Source organism: Pseudomonas sp. H2_A10, from assembly GCF_054680085.1.
Genome location: NZ_CP162821.1, coordinates 209,219 through 232,839, shown reverse-complemented (window position 1 = coordinate 232,839; position 23,621 = coordinate 209,219). Strand labels below are relative to the sequence as shown.

The following is a 23,621-nucleotide window of genomic DNA, read 5'->3' as shown; positions in this document are numbered from 1 at the left end:
ACTTGCGAAGAAGCTCAGACCGTTGGAGAGGCGCGGGGGTTGAGGCTCGGCCATTGCTGGCGCGGGGTTGGGGTTTGCAACGAGGGGGGTGGCAGGCTCTGTACCGCGTCGAACCGCGTGACGTACAACTGCGACGCATGCCCCGGCAACGCCACCAAGGGCGCCCCGCCGGAGCAACACCAGCAATGCTGCATGGTGGAATGATCGTCCTGCTGCGGCGCCGGGATTTGCAGCTTGCCCAGGGCAATCGTCTTCAGGCTGGCGCCATTGGAAGAACAGAACCCGCCCCACATCAGCCGCTTGACCGGGTCATCCGTCTGCTGCATCGCACTGGCCATCGGCATGGCAAACGCATTGAACAGCACTGCAAGGCAGGCGATCCAGGCAATTGCAAAGCGTTGACGGGCCATGGCGGACAATCCGTAGGGTTAAAGGAGCAGGCGGGTATTTAGCCTGATCGGTGGGGAGAAGTAAAAAGGGGCGGTGTGGTTTGGTGTCGCAGTGCCATCAGATAGCGGTGGCGCGAAGTCTCAGGCCTAACGCCTTCATGACCTTCATGATAGTCGCGAACTCAGGATTGCCAGTGCTGGAGAGGGCTTTGTATAGACTTTCCCGTCCGAGGCCTGCGTCGCGGGCGATTTGGGTCATGCCTTGGGCGCGGGCGATGTTGTTGAGCGCTGAACGGATCAGCAGGCCGTCACCGGCGTCCTCCTCGAAAGAAGCTTCCAGATACCCCGCAATGTCCTGAGGGGTCGTCAGGTGTTCGGCTATGTCGAAATCGTTAAATTGAGTCATGGGTCACTCCTTTCTCTCAAATTCATCGGCAATTGCTTTAGCGCGCTCAATGTCGCGTTTTTGCGTTGATTTATCGCCACCTGTCAGCAATAGGTAAACCACCTCACCTACACGCTTGAAGTACACACGGTATCCAGGGCCATAGTGGATGCGCATTTCGGATATGCCATTTCCGACGTTTTCGCAGTCTCCAAAATTACCCATTCTTGCGTTATCCAATCTTGTTAGTACGCGTCCATGGGCGGGTTGACTGCGCAACGAATAAAGCCATTCCTGAAACTCATCAGACCTCTTGAAGTGAATCATCTCGGATCGTATTCCTTGGGATACACATTGGCAAGTTGCGACGCGCTGCAAAAGCAGGCATCCCCATCGCGGATGGCTGAGGCGAAACCGCGAGCGGGGAGGTTAGGGCGAGGGCTTTTGGCTGAGCCAGCCAGCTTGTTCAGAAGTGTTTGTAGGGGGATTCGACTTTCGGTGGTGAGGCCCGAGAGTTGGCTGTTCGGTTGGTTACGAGAGGAATTGCTCGGCGTTGCGCAGACGGCAGCAGTAGCTGGATGACGCAGTTTTGAATGTGGGGGCTTGCTCCCGATAGCGGTGTGAAGTCAGTCAATCAGTGGCTGACACGCCGCCATCGGGAGCAAGCCCCCTCCCACAATGGATCGGTGGTGTTTAAAGAAGGGTGATTGCCTGTAAGGCCGACGCGACCGTTGGGAACTCCCGGTCCACGGTCGCCAACACCGGCCGCTTCAGCACCAGCACCGGCACCCCACGTTCCCGCGCCACTTCCAGCTTGGGCTCGGTGGCGGTGCTGCCGCTGTTCTTGCTGATCAGCACATCAATTGCGCGTCGCTCGAATAACTCGCGCTCGTCCTCGATCAGAAACGGTCCACGTGCGCCTATCACTTCACAGCGCTCATTTCCCGGGTATACCCCCAGCGCCCGTAACGTCCAGAACTGCCCGGGGGGAATTTCGTCGAGGTGCTGCAACGGCTCGCGCCCCAAGGTGAACAGCGGCCGGTTGAACGGTTTCAAGGCCTGGATCAGCCCGGCCCAGTCACTGACCTCACGCCAATCATCGCCCACCTGCGGTTGCCACGCCGGGCGCCGCAGTGCCCAGCAGGGCACGCCACTCAACTGTGCAGCCTCGGCGGCATTGCGGCTGATCTGCGCTGCATACGGATGGGTCGCGTCGAGGATCAGGCTAATGCCCTCATCACGAACGAACTGCGCCAACCCCTCGGCGCCGCCATAACCGCCGACACGCACCTGGCAGGTAAGGTCGGTCGGCACGCGACCGACACCGGCCAGGCTGTAGAGATGTTCCGGGCCCAGCGTGCGGGCAATGGCCAGCGCTTCAGTCACGCCGCCCAGCAGCAGAATCCGTTTCATAGCGGCTTGACCACGTCCAGCAGGGTGATCGGCAGCGCCTGGCGCCAGGTATCAAACTCCCCCAACGGCTGCGCCTGGGCCACGTGGATGCGGGTCAGTTCGCCGCCGTGCTCCGCGCGCCAGTTCATCAAGGTCATTTCGCTTTGCAGGGTCACGGCGTTGGCGACCAACCGCCCGCCGGGGCGCAGGTGGTGCCAGCAGGTGTCGAGTACGCCGTCGCGGGTGACGCCGCCACCGATGAAGATCGCGTCGGGTACCGGCAGGCCCTGCAATGCGTCCGGGGCTTTACCGCGCACCAGATGCAGGCCGGGCACACCGAGGGCGTCACGGTTGTGTTCGATCAGGCCTTGGCGACCTTCGTCGGCTTCAATCGCCAGCGCTCGGCAACTGGGGTGCGTGCGCATCCACTCGATACCGATGGAGCCGCTGCCCGCGCCCACGTCCCACAGCAGTTCGCCGGGCATCGGCGCGAGGCGGGCGAGGGTCATGGCGCGCACATCGCGCTTGGTCAGTTGGCCGTCGTGTTTGAAGGCCGCGTCCGGCAGGCCCGCCAGGCGTGACAACGGTGGTGTGTCGGCAGAGGCGATGCACTCGATGGCGACCAGGTTCAGATCGGCAGTGCTGAGGTGTTGCCAGCTTGCGGCCAGTCCATCGAGGCGCCGCTCGTGCGCGCCGCCCACCTGTTCAAACACCGTCAATCGGCTGGGCCCGAACCCTGCCTCGGTCAATAACGCCGCCATCAACGCAGGGCTGCCACCGTCATTGCTCAGCACTAACAAGCGCACGCCGCTGGCCAGGTGCGCATTGATTGCCGCAAAGGGCCGGGCCACCACGGATAACGTCACCACGTCCTGCAACGGCCAGCCCAAACGCGCGGCTGCCAGGGAAACCGACGACGGTGCCGGTAAAATCAGCAACTCTTCAGCCGCGATCTGCCGCGCCAGACTGGCCCCCACGCCATAGAACATCGGATCTCCGCTGGCCAGCACGCACACCGGTTCGCCACGTTTTGCCAGCACCGGTTCCAGGGAAAACGGGCTCGGCCACAGCTGGCGCTCGCCACGAATGCACACGGGCAACAGGTCCAACTGGCGCTGAGCACCTATAATCCGCGTGGCGCGCAACAGGGCATGCCGGGCATTCCTGCCCAGCCCCTTGAAGCCGTCTTCACCGATGCCTACAACCGTCAGCCAGGGCGACATATCCATTCCTTGAGCGACATCCGACGGGCAGGCTTTTCATGCCGCCGGACAAAGCAGGCATAATACCGCGCCTTTACCCGTGAACCGGTAGCTCCGTGAACCCAACGCCCGCTCTGAATACCTTGCGCCCCTCGGCTTGTCCGGGGTTGCTGCGTATCGTCCAGGCCTTGGACGGCGGCATTTGCCGGATCAAGTTGGCCGGTGGTTCGATCAGCGCCGCCCAGGCCAACGCCGTGGCGGACGCGGCCCAGGCCTATGCCGGTGGGGTGATCGAGGCAACCAACCGCGCCAACCTGCAGATCCGCGGGATCGGCGCCGAGCAGGATGCCTTGATCGCGAGGCTGCTCGCCGCTGGCCTTGGCCCGAACAACGCCGCTGGTGACGATGTACGCAACCTGATGCTCAGCCCCAGCGCCGGTATCGACCCGCAGATGCTGTTCGACACCCGCCCCCTGGCTGGGCAGATCCTTGCCACGCTGGAAAATAATCCGCGTTTTCACGGGTTGTCGGCCAAGTTCGCCGTGCAACTGGATGGCGGCGAGGCCCTGGCGATGCTCGAACATCATCATGACCTGTGGTTGTCGGCATTCGTGCGCGATGGCCAGACGTTGCTCGCGTTTGGCCTGGCGGGTTGCCCGGGCCTGGATGCGCCGCTGGCCGCCGTGCGATTGGACCAGGGGCACGCACTGGTGGTGGCCGTCCTCGAAGCGTTCCTTGCCCTCGCGGCCCCAGAGCAAACCCGCATGCGCCATTTGCCTGTGGATAACGTACTGAGCCACCTGAGCCTGCCTCTGCTGCCGGCAAGCGGTTTCAATCGCCCGGCCAGTGGCGCTTTGTTACACCTTGGGACTTATCCACAGCCTCAACAGAATCAGTTTTATGTCGCCGCCGTCGCGCCCTTGGGCCGCCTCGATTCAACGATGCTCAAGGGCGCCGCACAGCTTGCCGGCGATTACGGGGACGGCACTTTGCGCTTCACCCCTTGGCAGGGCGTGCTGCTGCCCAATGTCGAAAAACCTTACGCCGTGACCGAGCGCCTGGCACAGTTGGGCTTCCTTTGCTCGGCCGACCAGCCCCTGGCGCGCCTGGTCGCCTGCACCGGCTCCAGCGGTTGCGGCAAAGCCTTGGCCGACACCAAGGCCGATGCCATGCAACTGGCCGCGCAGGCACCCGGCGCCGAGGCGCATCTGTCCGGCTGCCCACGTTCCTGCGCCGCCGCGCACACCGCGCCGGTCACCTTGCTGGCAGTGAGCCCTGGCCACTACGACCTCTATTTTCGCGATGCAGCCCAGCCAGGTTTTGGCCGGCTGCACGCGCGCACTCTTTCCATTGAAGCGGCGGGCGCCCTGTTACGCGCTCGTCCACGGAGCAACACCGATGATTGATTACATCCGCGACGGTCAGGAGATCTATCGCAACTCCTTCGCCATTATTCGCGCGGAAGCCAGGTTGGAGCGTATCCCGGCCGACCTGGAAAAACTCGCGGTGCGGGTGATTCATGCGTGCGGCATGGTGGATGCCATCGACGGCCTGCAATTCTCCGCCGGTGCCGGCAAGGCCGGGCGCGACGCGCTGGCCGCCGGCGCGCCGATCTTGTGTGATGCGCGGATGGTTTCCGAGGGCGTGACCCGTGCGCGCCTGCCGGCCAATAACCCGGTGATCTGCACCCTGCGCGACGACAGCGTGCCTGAGTTGGCGCGGGAGTTGGGCAACACCCGTTCCGCTGCCGCCCTGGAGCTGTGGCGCCCGCATTTGGCAGGCAGCGTGGTGGTGATCGGCAATGCGCCGACCGCCTTGTTCTACTTGCTGGAAATGCTCGACGCCGGCGCGCCGAAACCGGCGTTGATCCTTGGCTTCCCGGTGGGTTTCGTCGGTGCTGCCGAATCCAAGGCGATGCTGGCGGCTGATAGCCGTGGCGTGCCGTTCGTGATCATGCAGGGCCGGCTGGGCGGCAGCGCCATGGCCGCCGCCGCGGTCAATGCACTCGCCACGGAGGTCGAATAATGCCCGTGCGCGGACGTTTGATCGGCCTGGGCGTAGGCCCCGGCGACCCGGAACTGATCACCCTCAAGGCCCTGCGCCTGCTGCGTGAATCGCCGGTGGTGGCGTACTTCGTGGCCAAGGGCAAGAAGGGCAATGCATTCGGCATCATCGAGGATCACCTGGTGCCGCAACAGACCCTGATGCCGCTGGTGTACCCGGTGACGACCGAGGCATTGCCGGCGCCGCTGTCGTACGAGCAAGTGATCAGCGATTTCTACGATACCGCCAGCGTCAATGTGGCTGCGCACCTGGATGCCGGGCGCGATGTGGCGGTGATCTGCGAAGGCGATCCATTCTTCTACGGCTCCTACATGTACCTGCACGACCGCTTGGCCGAACGTTACGACGCGCAGGTCATCCCCGGCGTGTGTTCGATGCTCGGTGGCGCCTCTGTGCTGGGCGCGCCGCTGGTGTATCGCAACCAGAGCCTGTCGGTGCTGTCGGGCGTGCTGCCCCATGACGACCTCAAGCGCCGCCTGGCGGATGCCGATGCCGCCGTGATCATGAAACTGGGTCGCAACTTCCCCAAGGTGCGCCAGGTACTGGAAGAACTCGGCCTGGCCGAGCGCGCGTTGTATGTGGAGCGCGCCACCATGGCTAACCAAAAGATCGTGCCGCTGGATCAGGTGGAGCCGATGTCGTCGCCGTATTTCTCGCTGATCATCGTGCCCGGTGAGCGGTGGCAAGGGTGATGACGCCAGCGATTGTCATACTGGGCCAGGGCAGCCTGGCCACGGCGCGCAGGATCCAGCAGCTGTACCCCGGCGCCTTGATCCATGGGCTGGCGGGGCGGGTTGAGGGCGCCGACCAGGCCTACGACGAATTCGGCGCCACCCTGCGCCGGCTGTATCAACACGGCACGCCGCTGATTGCGCTGTGCGCCGCCGGCATCGTGATCCGCACCCTGGCGCCGCTGCTGCTGGAAAAAGGTGACGAGCCCGCCGTGCTCGCCGTGGCCGAAGACGGCAGCGCCGTGGTGCCGCTGCTCGGTGGCCTGGGCGGGGTTAACGTGATGGCGCGGCACATCGGCGCCGCGCTGAATGTCGCCGCGGCGATCACCACCAGTGGCGAGTTGCGTTTCGGCACCTGCCTGCTCAACCCGCCCGCGGGTTATGAGCTGGCGGACCTGGAACTGGGCAAGCGCTTCGTCAGCGACTTGCTGGGCGGCGAAAGCGTACGTATCGAGGGCGCCGCGCCGTGGTTGGATCAAGCGCACCTGCCCCAGGACCCGCAAGCGCGTTTGGCGATCCATGTGAGCAGCGCCGAGCGCGTGCCCGTCGCCAACGAATTGTTGATCTACCCCAAGAATGTAAGCGTGACCTGCAAACCGGGCGCGCGATTGGCCGAGCGTGTGCGTGCTGCGTTGCATGACGCGGGCATTGCCGTGCAATCGCTGGCGTGCCTGCTCGCCAGCGATACGCAGATGGCCGAGGCGACGCTGCATGAAGCGGCCTCGGCATTGGCTGTGCCGCTGCGTTTCGCCAGCGTCAGCCAAGACGCCGACATCGTGATTCACGTTGCCGAGCAACCCCTGGACCTGTTCCAGGTAGGGCGTGCGCGTGGCCGTCTTGCCGTGATCGGCCTGGGCCCTGGCGCGGCCGAGTTGATGGTGCCGGCGGTCAAGGCTGAACTGGCCCGTTGCACCGACGTGCTGGGCTATGAAACCTACGTGCGCATGGCGGGGCCGTTCCGTGACGACCAGGTGCAGCACTGCACCGATAACCGTGAAGAAATGCAGCGTGCGCGCCACGCCTTCGAACTGGCCGCCCAAGGCCGTTCGGTGGTGGTGGTGTCGTCCGGTGACCCTGGCGTATTCGCCATGGCCGCTGCCGTGATCGAAGCGTTGCACGAGTCCGGCGACCCGGCCTGGCATCAGGTCGACCTGGAGATCCTGCCGGGCGTCTCGGCTTCGCTGGCCACCGCCGCCCAGGCAGGTGCGCCGCTGGGGCATGACTTCTGTGTGATGTCGCTGTCGGACAACCTCAAGCCCTGGTCGATCATCGAAAAACGCTTGGACCTTGCCTCCCAGGCCGACCTGGCCCTGGCGTTCTACAACCCGATCTCGCGGTCGCGGCCCTGGCAGTTGGGGCGCGCCCTGGAAATCGTCGCGCTGCACCGCACCCCGCAAACGCCGGTGGTGCTGGGCCGTGATGTCGGGCGCCCAGGCCAGACCTTGCGTGTCACCACGCTGGGGCAACTGACGCCGGAGCAGGTGGACATGCGCACCATGGTGCTGATCGGCTCGTCCACCACCTGCACATTCCCCAGGGCCGGTGGTGGTGAATGGGTCTATACGCCGCGTTGGTACGGCGAAAAACCCGTCGCCTGACGCTGCACGAAAGCTCCGATTGACGCTGGGTAACCACCTGCCGTTATTCGGAGCTTTTTCTTTTTTTATCGAGGAAAACCGCAAGGGCGACGGCTGCCCCCTACGATTGCTGGGCGGCGTTTTCCGGCGCGCTCGCGCAAGCGATGTTTGTGGCCTGGAAAGTCCACCGGGCGCTGGACTAGTGTGCGAGCAAGCCCCATGTGGGGCGCTTGTGGAGAACGAAAATGGAGCGACATCACAAAAGGATCAACAGTACAAAGCGGCGCAAGTTGATTGCCGCCTACACGCTGCCCGGCGCGCGAGGCCAGCAGGTCGTTGCTGAGCCGGTCGACGACGACAGCAATGCAGCGGTGGTCAACAACGGCGTGATTTCATTTGCCGAGGGGCTGTCGGGGATTAACCGCGAGTACATTCGCAAAAGCTACCTGCTGGCCAGCAGCTACGTCAGCGATGTGTTGAACATCCAGCGCGGCGGCCAAGCCTGGTATGACGAATTTATCAAGGTGATGATCAGCCTGGGCTGGCTGCCGGTGCGCAGCCGGTTCGAGCGCGTCTCAAGCACCAGCAAAGGCCTGACGGTGCAACTGGCGGCGCTGAACATCATCGCCACGTTATGGGCCTCGACATCGCTGGCCGGGCCGCTGCTGGCCGCGCTGCCGAAGCTGGCCGCTGATGCGTTGGAGGCCTTGAAGCGCCAGCCGGCGTCTTTCGAACTGTTCAAACGCAACAGCACGGTGCACCAGGGCGGTGATTTTGGCTTGGCGTCCTGTGCCGAAACAGACGGGGAATTGATGATGGTGCTGGTGACCTACAGCACCCAGGGAGTGAGCAAACAGGTGGGGCTGCCGTTCCTTGAGTGGGACAGTTCCTCGTTCGAGGCCTTCAGCGGGCAGACCTGCCTGGTGCTCAATACCTCGGTGGTCAACGAAAAAACCATCCGGCTGATGCGCGAGAGCGCGGGCGACAAGGTGCAATTGGCGATCGCCAAGTACCGCATCTAAGGCACCAGATAACCGCGCACGCCGGTGAAGATGATTTGCGCGGCGAGGGCGCACACGAACAGGCCCATCAGCCGGCTGACAATCTGTAAACCCTGGTCACCGAGGATGCGTTCGATACGGTTGGACAGATACAGCACCACGCCGACCGTGAGGCTGGCCAGGGCGATGCTGAGGATGGCGGTGAGTTTGTCATCCCAGTGCGGCTGGCTGACGCCCATCACCAGCAAGGCGCCGATGGTACCGGGGCCGACGGTGAGGGGGATGGTGAGCGGCACGATGGTCACGTCTTGCTGCACGTTGTCGGTCTGCACCGCCGACTTGCCCTGGGCCATGCCCAGGGCAGAGATGAACAACACACTGCCGGCGCCGATGCGGAAGGCATCCACGGTGATGCCGAACACACTGAAAATGACGCGGCCGAACAGGTAGAGCAGCACGCTCGACACCAGGGTCGCCAGCGCCACTTTCCAGGCCAGGCGCCGCCGTTCTTTGCTGGAATAGCCACGGGTCAGGCTGATAAAGCAGGACAGCACGAAGAACGGGCTGTAGAGCACCAGCATCTTCAGGTAAACGCTGAATAACACGTGGAGCATAAGGGCGGCTCGCGGCAGGAGAAGTGTTGGGAGTCTATCAGGCGACACAGATCAAATGTGGGAGGGGGCTTGCTCCCGATAGCGGTATATCAATCCCTAAGTGGTCGGCTGACAGACTGCCATCGGGGCAAGCTCCCTCCCACTGTATTTGCGGTCAGGAGGGTTCGTGCTCGGGGCGTTGTTGGCGCTGCGCCACCCAGAACGCCACCAGTTCGCGCAATTGCGACAACTCCACCGGCTTGGCCATGTGCCCGTCCATGCCGGCCTGGCGCGCGCGTTCCTTATGTTCCGAAAGGATATGCGCCGTGAGCGCCACCACCGGCGTGCGAATGCGTTGATGGCTGACTTCCCAGGCGCGCAATTGCTGGGTGGCCGAGAAGCCATCGAGGATTGGCATTTCACAGTCCATCAACACCAGGTCATAGCGCTGGGCTTTCATTGCCTCCAATGCTTCTTCGCCGTTGCTGGCGGTGTCCGGGTTGAGGTTGAGCTTGCCGAGCATGCCGCGAATCACTTTGGTGGAGATGCTGTTGTCCTCGGCCACCAGGATCTTGAAATCGCTGGGCACGGCCACCTCCGCCGGCGGGCTGAGGACCGCGCGGGGCGGCACGCCGCCTTTGCTGCGTTGGGTCAGTTCATCGGCCAGGGTCGTCTTGAGGGTGTAACCGGCCACCGGCTTGGCGAGGATGCGCTTGATCCCGCTGTTACGCGCGATGATCTTGCTCGGCGCATTGCTGATGCCCGTGAGCATGATCAGCAGGATGTCGTGGTTCAGGCTTGGGTCTTCCTTGATTTTTGCCGCCAGTTGCATGCCGGTCATGCCGGGCATGTTCTGGTCCAGCAGCACCACGTCGAAGTAGTCACGCAGGTGCGCCTTGGTGCGCAGCAAGGCCAGGGCTTCTTTGCCCGAAGGTACCGCGCTGACGTTCAGGCCCCAGGCCGTGCATTGCTGCACCAGCACTTTGCGGCAGGTGTCGTTGTCGTCCACCACCAGTACGCGCGCATCCCTGAGCGGGCCGTCGAGGTCGGAGGTCGGGTGCTCCAGGCGTTCCGGGTCAAGCGGCAGGGTCAGCCACAGGGTGCTGCCCTGATGGCTGCCGCTCTTGATGCCGAACTCACCGTTCATCAACAGGATCAGTTGACGCGCGATGACCAGGCCCAGGTGCCCGCTCAAGCGGGTGGCCGAGAGGAAGTTCTTGCTGTGCAGTTCGCTGTGCAGCAGTGCCTCGCGCTCGGCGGGTTCCATCGGCAGGCCGCTGTCTTGCACGGCAATGCGCAGGCGCGGCTTGGTGCTGCGGTCGTCCAGGGCGACGACGATGAGGACTTCGCCTTCATCGGTTTTTTGCAGGGCGTTTTCCAGCAGGCTCAACAGCGCCTGGCGCAGGCGGGTCGGGTCGCCGCTGATGACGCGCGGCACCTGGGGCTGGATAAAGCTGATCAACTCGACGTTCTGTTGTTCGGCCTTGGCGCGGAAGATGCTCAGGCAGTCGTCGATCAGCGCGTTGAGGTCGAACTGCACGTCGTCCAGCTCGATCTGCCCGGATTCGAGTTTGGAGATGTCGAGGATTTCGTTGATCAGGGTAAGGAGTTCGTTGCCGGCGCTGTGGATGGTCTGCACGTAGTCGCGCTGCTTTACCGACAGCGGGGTGCCCAGCAGCAGTTCGGTCATGCCCAGCACGCCGTTCATGGGGGTGCGGATTTCGTGGCTGATCTTGGCCAGGAACTCGGCCTTTGCGGCGATTTCGGCGTTGCTCGCGGCGAGGTCGCGGCTGAGGCTGAAGCGCGCTTCCACGAGGGCGCGCTGGCGTTCACCCAGGGCCAGGCTCATCAACAGGCCGCTGAGGCAGATAAACGCGAGGAGCGTGACGATCAGCCCCTGTGGCGACACCATCGTAAGGCCCAGCAACGCCGGGAGGATGATCAGCGTGCCGATGTTGAACACCACCATGCCCGCCACGAACAAACGCGCCGGGCCATAGCCTCTCTGCCAGTGATACGCCGAGACAAACAGCATGCTCAGGCCTGCCAGGGCCACCAGCGCATAGGTGATGATGTTCAGCGGCAGGGTGCTGACAAACAACAGCAGCAGGCCGCACAGCACGATAAACAGGATATCGGCCATCAACAGCTTGTTCAGCGGGTGCGGGCCCAGGGGCATGAAGAAGCGGTAGGCGAACATCAGCCCGCACGGCGCGGTCAGCAGCAGCGCCAGGTACGCGCCTGGGGTCTGGATAGCGTGCCAGTTCGGCAGCCATGGGCCCGTTAGGTTGAGCAGCAGCGCCAGGCTGAGCATCAACAGTATTTCGCACGCCGCCAGCCACAGGCTGCTGCGCGAGCGGTGGTAAGCAAAGCGTGAAAGGTTGTGCAGGATCAGCATCAACAGGCAACCGAAGAGCAGGCCGTAGACCAGCGTCTGGGTCTGGTCGGCGGCGGCCAGTACGGCCGGCTCCAGGGTGATATAGGGGCGCAGCTCATGTTCCGAGACCAGGCGCAGGTAGACCTCAAGCGGCTTCTGGCTCTGGGGCATCGGTAGCATGAAGTCGCTGCTGGGTAACGGGCGTTCCGTCTGGGGCTGGCGGGTGCCGGTGTTCTGTTGCTCGATCAGGGTGTCGCCGTCCAGCACGTAGAGGCTCAGGTAGGACAGGTCCGGGGCGAATACCCGCAGCACTTGCTCGTGCTTGCCGGGTTGCAGCTTGAAACGTACCCACAACGCACCGTCCGGTTGCGCGGCGGTAATGCGGTCCAGTTCGATGGGGCTGAATTGGTTGGTGTAGCGCGAGGAACGAATGTCGCTCAGTTGCAGGTCGGCCTGTTCATCAAGCAATACTGCCCAGCCACTGCCTTGCGCGGCGACCTGGGCCGGGAACAAGCAGAGCAGCGTCAGCAGACTGACAGTGAAACCTATGGCGATCCTGAGCCAGCGCACGGCGAAATCCCTTCGTAGGTTGATGCACGGGTTAACTATGCGCGGGGTGGCCGGTGTACGGCAAGGGCCAGAGGCCCTTGCCTGACCGAACGGATAGCTAGTGACGAGGCTTGCGACGTCTGCGCCTTAGTGCGTTTCGCCACGTTCACGGGCAATGGCGCGGTAACCGATGTCGGTGCGGTAGAAGCAGCCTTTCCAATCGATTTTTGCGGCCAGTTTGTACGCCTGTTGTTGCGCGGCGTCGACACTGGCGCCCATGGCGGTAGCGCACAGCACACGGCCACCGGCGGTTACCACCTTGCCATCCTTGAGCGCGGTGCCCGCATGGAACACTTTGCCTTCCAGCGTAGCCGCCGCATCCAGGCCTTCAATCACATCGCCCTTGGCGTAGTCGGCAGGGTAACCGCCGGCCGCCAGTACGATGCCGACACTCGGGCGTGGGTCCCACTGGGCTTCGACCTTGTCCAGGGCCTGGGCCAGGGCGGCTTCCACCAGTAATACCAGGCTCGATTGCAGGCGCAGCATCACCGGTTGGGTTTCCGGGTCGCCGAAGCGGCAGTTGAACTCGATGACCTTCGGGTTGCCGGCCTTGTCGATCATCAGGCCGGCATAGAGGAAACCGGTGTACACATTGCCTTCGTCGGCCATGCCGCGCACGGTTGGCCAGATCACCAGGTCCATGACGCGCTGGTGCACTTCGCGGGTGACCACCGGGGCAGGGGAGTAGGCACCCATGCCGCCGGTGTTGGGGCCGCTGTCGCCGTTGCCGACGCGCTTGTGGTCCTGGCTGGTGGCCATCGGCAATACGTTCTTGCCGTCGACCATCACGATGAAGCTGGCTTCTTCGCCGTCGAGGAACTCCTCGATCACCACGCGCGAGCCTGCGTCGCCAAAGGCATTGCCGGCGAGCATGTCACGCACGGCGTCTTCGGCTTCCTGCAAGGTCATCGCCACGATCACGCCTTTACCGGCGGCCAGGCCATCGGCCTTGATCACGATCGGTGCGCCTTTCTCACGCAGGTAAGCCAGGGCCGGCTCGATCTCGGTGAAGTTCTGGTAGTCGGCGGTCGGGATCTTGTGGCGCGCCAGGAAGTCCTTGGTGAACGCCTTGGAACCTTCCAGCTGCGCGGCGCCGGCGGTTGGGCCGAAGCAATCCAGGCCGCGGCTGCGGAACAGGTCGACCACGCCGGCCACCAACGGTACTTCCGGACCGACGATGGTCAGGGAGACGTTTTGCTCGGCGAAATCGGCGAGTTGCTCAAGCGCCAGCACGTCGATAGCGACGTTTTCGCACTTGGCTTCAATGGCGGTGCCGGCGTTGCCGGGCGCGACGAAAACTTTCTGGACGCGGGGGTCCTGGGCAACTTTCCAGGCCAGGGCGTGTTCACGGCCACCGCTGCCAATGATCAAAACATTCATTTCAAAACCTCAAATTCTGTAGGCGCCAGAGGAGCGCTTTTAAATGTGGGAGGGGGCTTGCCCCCTCCCACACAAGCCCGCTCCTACATTTCAATCGGGTTGGATCAGTGGCGGAAGTGGCGCATGCCGGTGAAGACCATCGCGATGCCAGCTTCATCAGCGGCGGCGATAACTTCAGCATCGCGCATCGAACCGCCCGGTTGGATCACGGCGGTCACGCCCGCTTTCGCGGCGTTGTCCAGGCCGTCACGGAACGGGAAGAAAGCGTCGGACGCCATCACCGAGCCCACCACCTGCAAACCGGCGTGTTCAGCCTTGATCGCGGCGATACGCGCCGAGTTCACGCGGCTCATCTGGCCGGCGCCGACACCGATGGTCTGGCGGTTCTTGGCGTAGACGATGGCGTTGGATTTAACGTACTTGGCCACTTTCCAGGCGAAGATCAGGTCGTTGATCTCTTGCTCGGTGGGAGCACGCTGGGTTACCACTTTCAGGTCGGCGCTGCCGATCATGCCGATGTCGCGGCTCTGTACCAGCAAGCCGCCATTGACGCGCTTGTAGTCCCAGGCAGCGGCGCGGTCAGCCGACCATTCGCCGCAGGCCAGCAGGCGCACGTTGGCTTTCGCTGCAACGATGGCGCGCGCTTCTTCGCTGACGCTTGGCGCGATGATCACTTCAACGAACTGACGCTCGACGATGGCCTTGGCGGTCTCGGCGTCCAGCTCACGGTTGAAGGCAATGATGCCGCCGAAGGCCGACTCGGTGTCGGTGGCGTAGGCCAGTTCGTAGGCCTGGCGAATACCGCCTTCGGCGTCCGGGCTCACGGCCACGCCACACGGGTTGGCGTGCTTGACGATCACGCAGGCCGGCTTGACGAAGCTTTTCACGCATTCGAGCGCGGCATCGGTGTCGGCCACGTTGTTGTAGGACAGTTCTTTGCCTTGCAGTTGGGTCGCGGTGGCAATGCCGACTTCGGCCGGTTTTGCCTCCACGTAGAACGCCGCGCTCTGGTGCGGGTTCTCGCCGTAGCGCATTTCCTGGGCCTTGATGAACTGGCTGTTGAAGGTGCGCGGGAACTGGCTGCGGCCTTCTGTGCTCAGGGTGTCGGCGGCCTGGTTCACGGTGCCCATGTAGTTGGCGATCATGCCGTCGTAGGCCGCGGTGTGTTCGAACGCCTTGAGCATCAGGTCAAAACGCTGGGCGTAGGTCAGGCCGCCGGCTTTCAGGCTTTCGAGCACCTGGCTGTAGTCGCCGGCATTGACCACGATGGCCACGTCTTTGTGGTTCTTGGCTGCCGAGCGCACCATGGTCGGGCCGCCGATATCGATGTTTTCGATGGCGGTCGGCAGGTCGCAGCCGGGCTTGTTGATGGTGGCTTCGAAGGGGTAGAGGTTGACGGCCACCAGGTCGATCGGCTTGATGCCGTGCTCGTTCATGATGGCGTCGTCGATACCGCGACGGCCGAGGATGCCGCCGTGGATTTTCGGGTGCAGGGTCTTGACCCGACCGTCCATCATTTCCGCGAAACCGGTGTAGTCCGCGACTTCTACTGCGGCCACGCCGTTGTCCTGCAGCAGTTTGAAGGTCCCGCCCGTGGAGAGGATTTCCACGCCCAGGGCTTCCAGCTCCCGGGCAAATTCGAGGATGCCGGTCTTGTCGGAAACGCTGATCAAGGCGCGGCGGATCGGCAGGCGGGTAGTCTGGTCGGTCATTTCAATTTCCATCAAAAGCAAAGGAGTCAGCAAAAAAGGCGACCGGTTTTACGCGGGCGCCTTTCTGGTTTGATTGAATGCTTACAGCAAATCGTATTGCTTGAGCTTTTTGCGCAAGGTGCCACGGTTGAGGCCCAGCAGCTCACTGGCTTTGGTCTGGTTGCCCTTGACGTAGTTCATCACGCTTTCGAGCAAGGGCGCCTCGACTTCGGAGAGCACCAGGTTGTACACGTCCGTGACTGAAGCGCCCTCAAGGTGGGCGAAATAATTGTGCAGCGCCTTTTCAACGCTCCCGCGAAGGGTCTGGCCTTCTTCGCTCGGCGTGTTGAGGTGCTGTTTCAAATTGACGTTGTCGCTCACGGGTGTTGTTCCACTCACTAAAGTCTCGGTCATGATCGTCATGCGGCCACCCCCTCTCCGTCCCCTGCTCTCAGGCTCTTGTCTCGTTCGGCAAAAAACTCACGAACGGCGGTGACCTGTGCTTGCGTTTCATCCAAACGATTGAACCCGGCGCGAAACTCCCTGGCGCCCGGCAGGGTTGCGAGATACCAACCCACATGCTTGCGAGCAATGCGTACGCCCATCACATCCCCATAGAAAGTGTGAAGGGCAGCCAGATGCTCTAGCAGAATACGTTCCACCTCGACCAACTCCGGTGCCGGCAGGACTTCGCCGGTACGCAGAAAGTGTTCGATCTCACGAAAAATCCACGGGCGCCCCTGGGCGGCCCGGCCTATCAACAAACCATCGGCACCGGTTGCGTGCAGCACGCGCCGGGCTTTCTCGGCTGAGTCGATATCGCCATTGGCAAATACCGGCATCGACACCGCCTGCTTGATCGCGGCGATGGTGTCGTACTCGGCTTCACCGGTATAAAGGTCGGCGCGGGTGCGGCCATGCACCGCCAGCGCTGTAATGCCCGCCTGTTCGGCGATCTTCGCCACCGTCAGGCCATTCTTGTTGTCCCGGTCCCAGCCGGTACGAATCTTCAGGGTCACCGGCACATCCACGGCGGCGACAACGGCCTGCAGGATCTCGGCAACCAACTGCTCATCTTTCAACAGGGCGGAACCGGCAGCCTTGTTACAGACCTTCTTGGCCGGGCAGCCCATGTTGATATCGATGATCTGTGCGCCCAGCTCCACGTTGGCTCGGGCCGCATCCGCCAGCATCTGCGCGTCACCACCGGCGATCTGTACCGAGCGGGGCTCGGGATCACCTTCGTGGATCATGCGCATCCGCGATTTGCGGGTGTTCCACAAACTCATGTCACTGGTGACCATTTCCGAGACTACAAGACCCGCGCCCAAACGTTTGCAGAGCTGACGAAAGGGCTGGTCGGTGACGCCCGCCATCGGGGCGAGAATCAAGCCGTTCTGCAATGTATATGGGCCGATGCGTACCGCCGACATAGGACTTCCCTGTTGTGGGGCCGGATCATTAGAGTTCGAAAAAGGGTTGGCATGATACCCGCTCTCGATGACTGGATAAAGGCTGAATTGGATAAAATCTGAACAGTTAATTCTTTATCGCTACCGGTTTGGTTGCGCGGCGTGAAGTCAATATTCCACCGTCAAGCTTCGGTGCATCCGCCGATTCACTCTGGAGAATGGAAGCTCAAGCTGTAATTCACGGCTTTATTGCCTGGGTCGAGGATATCCAGGGAGATATGAATCGGGGTTTGCGATGGCATTTCGCTCACACCGGCCAGTTCGCCGCTCAGGTATTCGGCGGGTTTGAAGCGACGACTGGCGATCAGGTTGCCATTGAGGTCGGCAAACCGCAGCTCCAGCAGGGGGAAGGGCTGGGAGAATGTCGCGCGGTTGTAGATGATCGCATCCACCACCAGCGCGCCGGCGAACTCCGGATGGCTGCGCACCACCAGGTTGCTGCTCTTGATATGGGCGATATCAACCCGTGATGGCACCGTGCAGCCCAGTGTGGGGCACAGTTGCTGGAACCATGGGCGGTAGGCGTCCTGGCGGGCCAGGTCGTCGAATTGGTAAGCAATGTATTGGACGGCCAGGCCGGCGGCGGCGATCAGCACCAGCAGTATCCAGATCAGGCGACGGCCCCAGCCCTGCGGGCGTTTTTGCGCATACAGGTGCAGCGGGTCGTCTTCCAGGTCCTGAAGCAGCTCGTCGTGGATTCCGGCTTCGGGGCGCGGACGCTTGCGGCGGGGTTGCGGGCGCTCTTCGGGCTCCGGTTCCTGTGCCGCGGCTGTCAGGGGAGTGAACGGCGGGTCGCGCTCGTCATCGTCTGGGGTTGAGTGCAGCGGTGGTTCGTCGTCGATCTCGTCAGTGTGCGGCGACATGGACGGTTCGGTGCGCTGTTTTGTCGCAGGGCCTTTAATCGGCTCGGGCTCGTCTTCAGCGTGAGTGGCGCGTTCTTCAGGCGGTTCGCTGAACAGGCTGGCGGCCCATTTTTCTTCATCGGCCTTGACGGTTTCGCGAGTGGCGCTGAGGGCGTCGTCTTTTTGCCGACGCTCGGCGCCGGGCTGACGGCGTTCCGCGCCCACGGGCAGGGTGTGCTGAATCTCGCGGCGTTCCAGCTTGGCCAGTTCTTTATCCAGGTCCAGGTTGTCCAGGTCCAGCTCTTCGGCGGTCCACTGTTTCTGGCTGATTGCCCGCTGTGGCTCGGGCACCGCTTCGGGCCTTGGCTCGGCCGCGGTCGGCTGCCCCGGCGCCGGCGCATGGGCGCGCTGCTCGAGCAACTGGCGAGCGGCGTTGAACACTTGCAGGCACGAGCCGCAACGTACCACGCCACGGGCCACGCTCAACTGGGCGTGGTTGACGCGGAAACGGGCTTGGCAATGCGGGCACTGGGTGACGAAACTGTCGGTCATGCGGCCATCCGATTCAGGCAAGCGCTCATTCTAGCGCCGACGCCCGCTGATGCGTACCCAGCCGTCACGGTTGGCGATCGGGTCCAACTCGAAATCCTTGGCATACGCGGCGGCTACATCTTCGCCCTGTTCTGCGAGGATGCCCGACAACGCCAGGCGCCCGCCGGACTTGACCAGGCTCGACAGCTGCGGCGCCAGGGAAACCAGCGGCCCGGCGAGGATGTTCGCCACCAGCACATCGGCCTGCACCTGGGGCAGATCTTCAGGCAGGTAGAGTGGGAATTTGCCTTCAGGGATATTGTTGCGCCCGGCGTTATCGCGGGAGGCTTCCAGCGCCTGCACGTCGATATCGGTACCCACGGCATCCTTGGCGCCCAACAGCAGGGCGGCAATCGCCAGGATCCCCGAGCCGCAGCCGAAGTCCAGCACGTGGCTGTCGGTCAGGTCCTGGCCGTCCAGCCATTCCAGGCACAGCGCGGTGGTGGGGTGGGTGCCGGTGCCGAAGGCCAGGCCCGGGTCCAGCAGCAGGTTGACCGCCTCGGGCTCCGGTGCGGCGTGCCAGCTTGGCACGATCCACAGGCGCTGGCCGAAACGCATCGGCTGGAAGTTGTCCATCCAGCTGCGTTCCCAGTCCTGGTCTTCGATCACTTCACTGTGGTGCTCCGGCAACGGGCTGCCGGTAAGCAGCTCCATATGGGCCAGCACGGCGGCGGCATCGGTGCCGTCTTCGAACAGGGCCAGCAAGTGGGTGTGAGACCACAGTGGGGTCGTGTTCAGCTCGGGTTCGAAGATCGGCTGGTCTTCGGCGTCCATGAAAGTCACCGACACAGCGCCCACTTCGAGGAAAGCGTCTTCGTAGGTTTCGGCTTGTTCTGGGCTGATGGCGAGACGGACTTGCAGCCAAGGCATGGCGGGCACCTTTGAAAAAATGAGTGTGCGACCGCAGAGTCGCGAAAGCGCGCAAGTTTACGCGAGCTCACGGCAGAAGACGACTGTACTGACTGAACACATTTGCAGGGTGTACATCTTCAAGATCGAGCGCGCAGAAACAACAAAACCGCCCGAAGGCGGTTTTGTTGGGTGGAGCACTTACTGGTTGGCCAGTTTGTGTTCCAGGTAGTGAATGTTCACACCACCTTCGCAGAAGCCTTCATCGCGGACCAGGTCCCGGTGCAGCGGGACGTTGGTCTTGATGCCGTCGACCACGATTTCGTCCAGGGCGTTACGCATGCGGGCCATGACCTCGTCGCGGGTGGCGCCCCAGGTGATCAGCTTGCCGATCAACGAGTCGTAGTTGGACGGAACCTTGTAGCCGCTGTACAGGTGCGAATCCACACGTACGCCGTTGCCGCCGGGCGCGTGGAAATGCTTGACCAGGCCTGGGCTCGGCATAAAGGTTTTCGGGTCTTCGGCGTTGATCCGGCATTCCAGGGAGTGGCCGTGAATCTTCACGTCAGCCTGGGTGAAGGACAGCACGTTACCGGCGGCGATGCTCAGCATCTCCTTGACGATGTCGATACCGGTGACCATCTCCGACACCGGGTGCTCTACCTGCACGCGAGTGTTCATCTCGATGAAGTAGAAACGACCGTTCTCGTAGAGGAACTCGAAGGTGCCGGCGCCACGGTAGTTGATGTCGATGCACGCCTTGACGCAGCGAGCCAGCACTTCCTGGCGGGCTTTCTCGTCCAGGCCCGGTGCCGGCGCTTCTTCCAACACCTTCTGGTGACGGCGTTGCAGCGAGCAATCACGGTCGCCCAGGTGGATGGCATGGCCCTGGCCGTCGGACAGTACCTGGACTTCCACGTGACGTGGGTTGGTCAGGTACTTTTCCAGGTAGACCATCGGGTTGCCGAACCAGGCGCCGGCTTCCGCACGGGTCTGCTTGGCGGCTTCGATCAGGTCTTCTTCCTTGTGCACCACACGCATGCCGCGACCACCACCGCCACCGGCGGCCTTGATGATCACCGGGTAACCGACTTCGCGACCAATGCGCAGGGCGGTTTCCTCGTCTTCAGGCAGTGGGCCGTCGGAGCCTGGAACGGTTGGCACGCCGGCTGCGATCATGGCGTCCTTGGCCGAGACCTTGTCGCCCATCAGGCGAATGGTTTCGGCTTTAGGGCCGATGAACGCGAACCCGGATTTTTCCACCTGTTCGGCGAAATCGGCGTTTTCCGCGAGGAAGCCGTAACCAGGGTGGATGCCATCAGCGCCGGTCACTTCTGCCGCGGCGATGATGTTCGGGATGTTCAGGTACGAGTTCGAGGCCAGTGGCGGGCCGATGCAGAGGCTTTCGTCCGCCAGTTTCACGTGCATCAATTCGGTATCGGCCGTCGAGTAAACAGCGACGGTCTTGATGCCCTCTTCCTTACAGGCGCGCAGGATCCGCAGCGCGATCTCGCCGCGGTTGGCGATCAGGACTTTTTGCAGTTTCTTCGCAGGTTTCAACATCGAAGGCGCTCCGCGGTTCAAACGATGGTGAACAGCGGCTGGTCGTACTCAACCGGCTGACCGTTTTCTACCAGGATGGATTCGATGACGCCGGCTTTTTCGGCCGTGATGTGGTTCATCATCTTCATCGCTTCAACGATGCAGAGGGTGTCGCCCACTTTCACGGTTTTGCCGACTTCAACGAAGGCTGGCGAGCCCGGCGCGGGGGTGCGGTAGAAGGTACCGACCATTGGCGACTTGGCCACGAAACCGTTCAGCACAGGCGCGGCTGGGGCGGCAGGTGCAGCGGCGGCAGGCGCGGCAGCCGGAGCAGCAGCGGCGGGAGCCGGTGCTTGCATCTGCGGTGCGTAGAACTGTTGGGCCGGGGTTTTGCTGTGGCGGCTGATCCGTACGGACTCTTCGCCTTCCTTGATTTCCAGCTCGTCGATACCGGATTCTTCCAGCAGTTCGATCAATTTCTTAACTTTACGGATATCCATGAATCATCAACTCCCAAGGGTCGGTCAGGGGGCGTTTAGCCTGTTCTTCAAGCTGTTCCAGGGCGGCCTCCAGGGCCAGTCGGTAACCGCTGGCGCCAAGGCCGCAGATCACTCCTACTGCTACGTCGGAGAAGTAAGAGTGATGGCGGAAAGGTTCGCGTTTGTGCACGTTCGATAAATGCACTTCGATGAATGGGATGCTCACCGCCAGCAGCGCGTCACGTAATGCAACGCTTGTATGCGTAAAAGCGGCGGGATTGATCAGGATAAAGTCCACGCCTTCGCCGCGCGCGGCATGGATGCGATCAATCAATTCATACTCGGCATTGCTTTGCAGGTAGAGCAGATGGTGGCCGGCTTCACGGGCCCGTCGTTCCAGATCGAGGTTGATCTGATCCAGGGTCACTGCCCCGTAGACGCCCGGTTCACGGGTGCCGAGCAGGTTCAGGTTGGGTCCGTGAAGAACCAGTAAGGTCGCCATCGGCTGTTCCTTGTTATTGAGGGGAGTACGGCAGAACCCGGCGACTATGCCGCAAAGCCTTTGTGACTGTCCAGTTCTATGCAGTAGGCCGCACGATTAGCGAGGATTGCGAAAAATATGTGACCCAGTTCTCCAGTCTGGTCATTGCCAACACGGTTTTGAACCCCCAGGAGATCAAATGTGGGAGGGGGCTTGCCCCCCGATTGCAGTGTGTCAGTCTCACTATCTGTAACTGATCCACCGCTATCGAGAGCAAGCCCCCTCCCACATGTTGAACTGTATTTGGCATGAGGTCGGTTCAAACGCGGAAGGCCTGCACCGCCGTATTGAGCTGCCCACCCAGCGCCAACAGGTGTTCGCCCTGGCGGCGGCCCTGGCCGATACGCAGCAAATTATCCTCACCCAACTGGTGAATTCTTTCGCTGTTGTCGCGAATTTCGCTCACGGCGCCGCTCTGCTGCGCGGTCACATCGGCAATGCGTACCGCCGTGTCGGAAATTGTCTGGATCGCCCCGACGATTTCATCCAGCGCGCCGTCGGCCGCCTGGGCCTGCTGGGCGGTGGCTTCGGCATGTTCGACCTGCGCGCGCATGCCTTCCACCGACTGGTGGGCGGCGGTTTGCAGGCCGCTGATCAAACCCTGGATTTCAGCGGTGGCGCCCGCCGTGCGTTGGGCCAGTGTGCGCACTTCATCGGCGACTACCGCAAACCCACGGCCTGCTTCCCCGGCGCGAGCGGCCTCGATCGCGGCATTGAGTGCCAGCAGGTTGGTCTGGTCGGCAATCGAGCGAATCACGGTGAGCACGCCGCCGATGGTGGCGGACTCGGCGGCGAGTTTTTCGATCATCTGCGCGTTTTGCTGCACTTCTCCCACCAGCGCGTGCAGGCCGGTGAGGCTCAGGCCTATCACCCGTTGGCCTTGCTCCACGGCCTGGCCCGCACTGCGGCTGGCGCCGGCGGCCTGGCTGGCATCGCCGGCCACTTGCTGGATGGTGGCCTCCAGTTCGCCCAGCGAGTCACGAATCTGCGCGGTGTCCCCGGCCTGGCGCTCGGCGCCGTCGTGCAAGCCGCTGCTCAGTTCGGCGAGGGCGCGACTGCTGCCGGCCACTTCCTGGGCATTGCCGCGAATAGTGCCCACCAGGTCCGCCAGGTAGGCGCGCAAGCGGTTCAGTGAGGCTTCGATATCGTGCAGTTCGCGGTTGGTCTTGCCCAGGGCGATCGGCTGGCTGAAGTCGCCTTCGCCCCAGGTCGACAGGGCCGGCGCCAGGTTGGTCAGCACGCGCGCCAGGCGCCGTTGCAAGGTGTCGATCAGCAGCGCAATCAGCAGGATCAAGCCGATCATCACGCCCTGCATCACGCGCACTTCGCCCTGGATAATGGCGTGTTGTGCGCGCACCACCGGCTCAAGACCGGCGATGGCCTGTTGCACCGCGCTGATTTTCAGATGGGTGGCGGCGGCCAGGTCGGCGCGTTTCTGGATCTGCTCGCGGGTGCGCTGGAGTTCGGCGGGGTAGCGGGTCAGCAAGCTGTTGAGTTCGCGCTTGAGGTCGACGCCGGTGTCCTGGGCTTCGGTTTTTTCGCTGTTTTGCAGGCCCATCAGGGCGGAAAAATCGTCGGTGTTGGATTCGGTACTGGTTTTGACGCCGAGCAAGGGCAGTTGCTCCAGCAGGTCAGCCTGGCTGCGGATACTGCCGACTTCGCGCTCCACGTCAGCGGCCAGTTCCGCGCGTCCGCTGCTCACCAGTTTGTCGCGCGCCAGGGACAGTTTGCCCAGATGCTGGGATGCGGCCAGCAGCGGCGGCAGATAACGCGCTGCTTCGGGGGCGTTCACGCCCATGGCGTACTGGCCCAATTGCTCCAGGTTCGCGCCCAGTTCGCGTTCGGCTTGCAGCAACAGGGCTTGCGGGTCGCCGGCCAACTTGCCGGCGGCGAGCAGGTCGGTTTTGCTGAAGG

Annotated in this window: 21 protein-coding genes and 1 pseudogene; 5 read left to right on the top strand and 17 right to left on the bottom strand. The window is 62.8% G+C overall.

Going from position 1 to position 23,621, the window contains the following annotated elements:
- Nucleotides 1–14: 14 nt before the first annotated feature.
- From AB4O23_RS01115 to AB4O23_RS01095, 5 genes are all read right to left on the bottom strand, one after another.
- Complete coding sequence (locus tag AB4O23_RS01115) at nucleotides 15–410, bottom strand: DUF2946 domain-containing protein (protein ID WP_017527898.1); 396 nt, start codon at nucleotides 408–410, stop codon at nucleotides 15–17.
- Between the two features lie 97 nt (nucleotides 411–507).
- Complete coding sequence (locus AB4O23_RS01110) at nucleotides 508–795, bottom strand: addiction module antidote protein (RefSeq protein ID WP_065879424.1); 288 nt, start codon at nucleotides 793–795, stop codon at nucleotides 508–510.
- 3 nt (nucleotides 796–798) lie between these two features.
- The gene (locus tag AB4O23_RS01105; protein ID WP_017527896.1) at nucleotides 799–1,101 is read right to left on the bottom strand and encodes a type II toxin-antitoxin system RelE/ParE family toxin; all 303 of its coding nucleotides are present in this window, start codon (nucleotides 1,099–1,101) and stop codon (nucleotides 799–801) included.
- Nucleotides 1,102–1,467: 366 nt separating this feature from the next.
- Nucleotides 1,468–2,187, bottom strand: coding sequence for a cobalt-precorrin-6A reductase (locus AB4O23_RS01100; protein ID WP_065879422.1), 720 nt, complete (start codon nucleotides 2,185–2,187; stop codon nucleotides 1,468–1,470).
- A complete protein-coding gene (locus AB4O23_RS01095; protein ID WP_065879421.1) occupies nucleotides 2,184–3,389 on the bottom strand; it encodes a bifunctional cobalt-precorrin-7 (C(5))-methyltransferase/cobalt-precorrin-6B (C(15))-methyltransferase in 1,206 nt (401 codons plus the stop codon). Before AB4O23_RS01095 ends, AB4O23_RS01100 begins: the two co-directional genes overlap by 4 nt.
- A 95-nt stretch (nucleotides 3,390–3,484) precedes the next feature.
- Here AB4O23_RS01095 and cobG point away from each other — a divergent pair, with 95 nt between their 5' ends.
- The 5 genes from cobG to AB4O23_RS01070 all read left to right on the top strand — a co-directional run bounded on the left by cobG (nucleotide 3,485) and on the right by AB4O23_RS01070 (nucleotide 8,762).
- On the top strand, nucleotides 3,485–4,774 hold the full coding sequence (gene cobG / locus AB4O23_RS01090; protein ID WP_223271431.1) for a precorrin-3B synthase: 1,290 nt from the start codon (nucleotides 3,485–3,487) through the stop codon (nucleotides 4,772–4,774).
- Nucleotides 4,767–5,393, top strand: coding sequence for a precorrin-8X methylmutase (locus AB4O23_RS01085; protein ID WP_017527892.1), 627 nt, complete (start codon nucleotides 4,767–4,769; stop codon nucleotides 5,391–5,393). The genes cobG and AB4O23_RS01085 overlap by 8 nt, the downstream gene beginning before the upstream one ends.
- Nucleotides 5,393–6,124 carry a precorrin-2 C(20)-methyltransferase gene (locus AB4O23_RS01080; RefSeq protein WP_017527891.1) on the top strand — a complete coding sequence of 244 codons (732 nt, stop codon included), beginning with the start codon at nucleotides 5,393–5,395 and terminating at the stop codon, nucleotides 6,122–6,124. Before AB4O23_RS01085 ends, AB4O23_RS01080 begins: the two co-directional genes overlap by 1 nt.
- Nucleotides 6,124–7,761 carry a precorrin-3B C(17)-methyltransferase gene (gene cobJ, locus AB4O23_RS01075; RefSeq protein ID WP_068936054.1) on the top strand — a complete coding sequence of 546 codons (1,638 nt, stop codon included), beginning with the start codon at nucleotides 6,124–6,126 and terminating at the stop codon, nucleotides 7,759–7,761. Before AB4O23_RS01080 ends, cobJ begins: the two co-directional genes overlap by 1 nt.
- Nucleotides 7,762–7,985: 224 nt before the next feature.
- Complete coding sequence (locus AB4O23_RS01070; protein ID WP_017527889.1) at nucleotides 7,986–8,762, top strand: hypothetical protein; 777 nt, start codon at nucleotides 7,986–7,988, stop codon at nucleotides 8,760–8,762.
- Here the strand turns inward: AB4O23_RS01070 and AB4O23_RS01065 are convergent.
- The 12 genes and pseudogenes from AB4O23_RS01065 to AB4O23_RS01010 all read right to left on the bottom strand — a co-directional run.
- The gene (locus AB4O23_RS01065; RefSeq protein ID WP_003171467.1) at nucleotides 8,759–9,355 is read right to left on the bottom strand and encodes a MarC family protein; all 597 of its coding nucleotides are present in this window, start codon (nucleotides 9,353–9,355) and stop codon (nucleotides 8,759–8,761) included. The two genes, AB4O23_RS01070 and AB4O23_RS01065, sit on opposite strands and share 4 nt — an antisense overlap.
- Nucleotides 9,356–9,509: 154 nt before the next feature.
- On the bottom strand, nucleotides 9,510–12,281 hold the full coding sequence (locus AB4O23_RS01060; protein ID WP_460070240.1) for a hybrid sensor histidine kinase/response regulator: 2,772 nt from the start codon (nucleotides 12,279–12,281) through the stop codon (nucleotides 9,510–9,512).
- Between the two features lie 126 nt (nucleotides 12,282–12,407).
- Complete coding sequence (purD, locus tag AB4O23_RS01055; RefSeq protein ID WP_065879417.1) at nucleotides 12,408–13,700, bottom strand: phosphoribosylamine--glycine ligase; 1,293 nt, start codon at nucleotides 13,698–13,700, stop codon at nucleotides 12,408–12,410.
- A 104-nt stretch (nucleotides 13,701–13,804) separates the two neighbouring features.
- On the bottom strand, nucleotides 13,805–15,412 hold the full coding sequence (purH, locus tag AB4O23_RS01050) for a bifunctional phosphoribosylaminoimidazolecarboxamide formyltransferase/IMP cyclohydrolase (protein ID WP_065879416.1): 1,608 nt from the start codon (nucleotides 15,410–15,412) through the stop codon (nucleotides 13,805–13,807).
- 81 nt (nucleotides 15,413–15,493) lie between these two features.
- Nucleotides 15,494–15,814, bottom strand: coding sequence for a DNA-binding transcriptional regulator Fis (gene fis / locus AB4O23_RS01045; protein WP_017527885.1), 321 nt, complete (start codon nucleotides 15,812–15,814; stop codon nucleotides 15,494–15,496).
- Nucleotides 15,811–16,824 (bottom strand): tRNA dihydrouridine synthase DusB, encoded by a 1,014-nt coding sequence (gene dusB, locus AB4O23_RS01040; protein ID WP_017527884.1) that lies wholly within the window; start codon nucleotides 16,822–16,824, stop codon nucleotides 15,811–15,813. Before dusB ends, fis begins: the two co-directional genes overlap by 4 nt.
- A gap of 185 nt (nucleotides 16,825–17,009) precedes the next feature.
- Entirely contained in the window at nucleotides 17,010–18,257 is a 1,248-nt protein-coding gene (locus AB4O23_RS01035; RefSeq protein WP_460061784.1) for a DUF3426 domain-containing protein, read from the bottom strand.
- Nucleotides 18,258–18,287: 30 nt separating this feature from the next.
- Complete coding sequence (gene prmA, locus AB4O23_RS01030) at nucleotides 18,288–19,166, bottom strand: 50S ribosomal protein L11 methyltransferase (protein ID WP_068937848.1); 879 nt, start codon at nucleotides 19,164–19,166, stop codon at nucleotides 18,288–18,290.
- 180 nt (nucleotides 19,167–19,346) lie between these two features.
- Nucleotides 19,347–20,708, bottom strand: a complete 1,362-nt coding sequence (gene accC, locus AB4O23_RS01025) for an acetyl-CoA carboxylase biotin carboxylase subunit (protein WP_460150367.1) — start codon at nucleotides 20,706–20,708, stop codon at nucleotides 19,347–19,349.
- Nucleotides 20,709–20,725: 17 nt separating this feature from the next.
- Entirely contained in the window at nucleotides 20,726–21,187 is a 462-nt protein-coding gene (gene accB / locus AB4O23_RS01020; protein WP_065879415.1) for an acetyl-CoA carboxylase biotin carboxyl carrier protein, read from the bottom strand.
- Nucleotides 21,174–21,668, bottom strand: a complete 495-nt coding sequence (gene aroQ / locus AB4O23_RS01015) for a type II 3-dehydroquinate dehydratase (protein ID WP_460150366.1) — start codon at nucleotides 21,666–21,668, stop codon at nucleotides 21,174–21,176. Before aroQ ends, accB begins: the two co-directional genes overlap by 14 nt.
- Nucleotides 21,669–21,966: 298 nt before the next feature.
- Nucleotides 21,967–22,482, bottom strand: a pseudogene (locus AB4O23_RS01010) (methyl-accepting chemotaxis protein); the annotation flags it as partial.
- Nucleotides 22,483–23,621 lie beyond the last annotated feature (1,139 nt).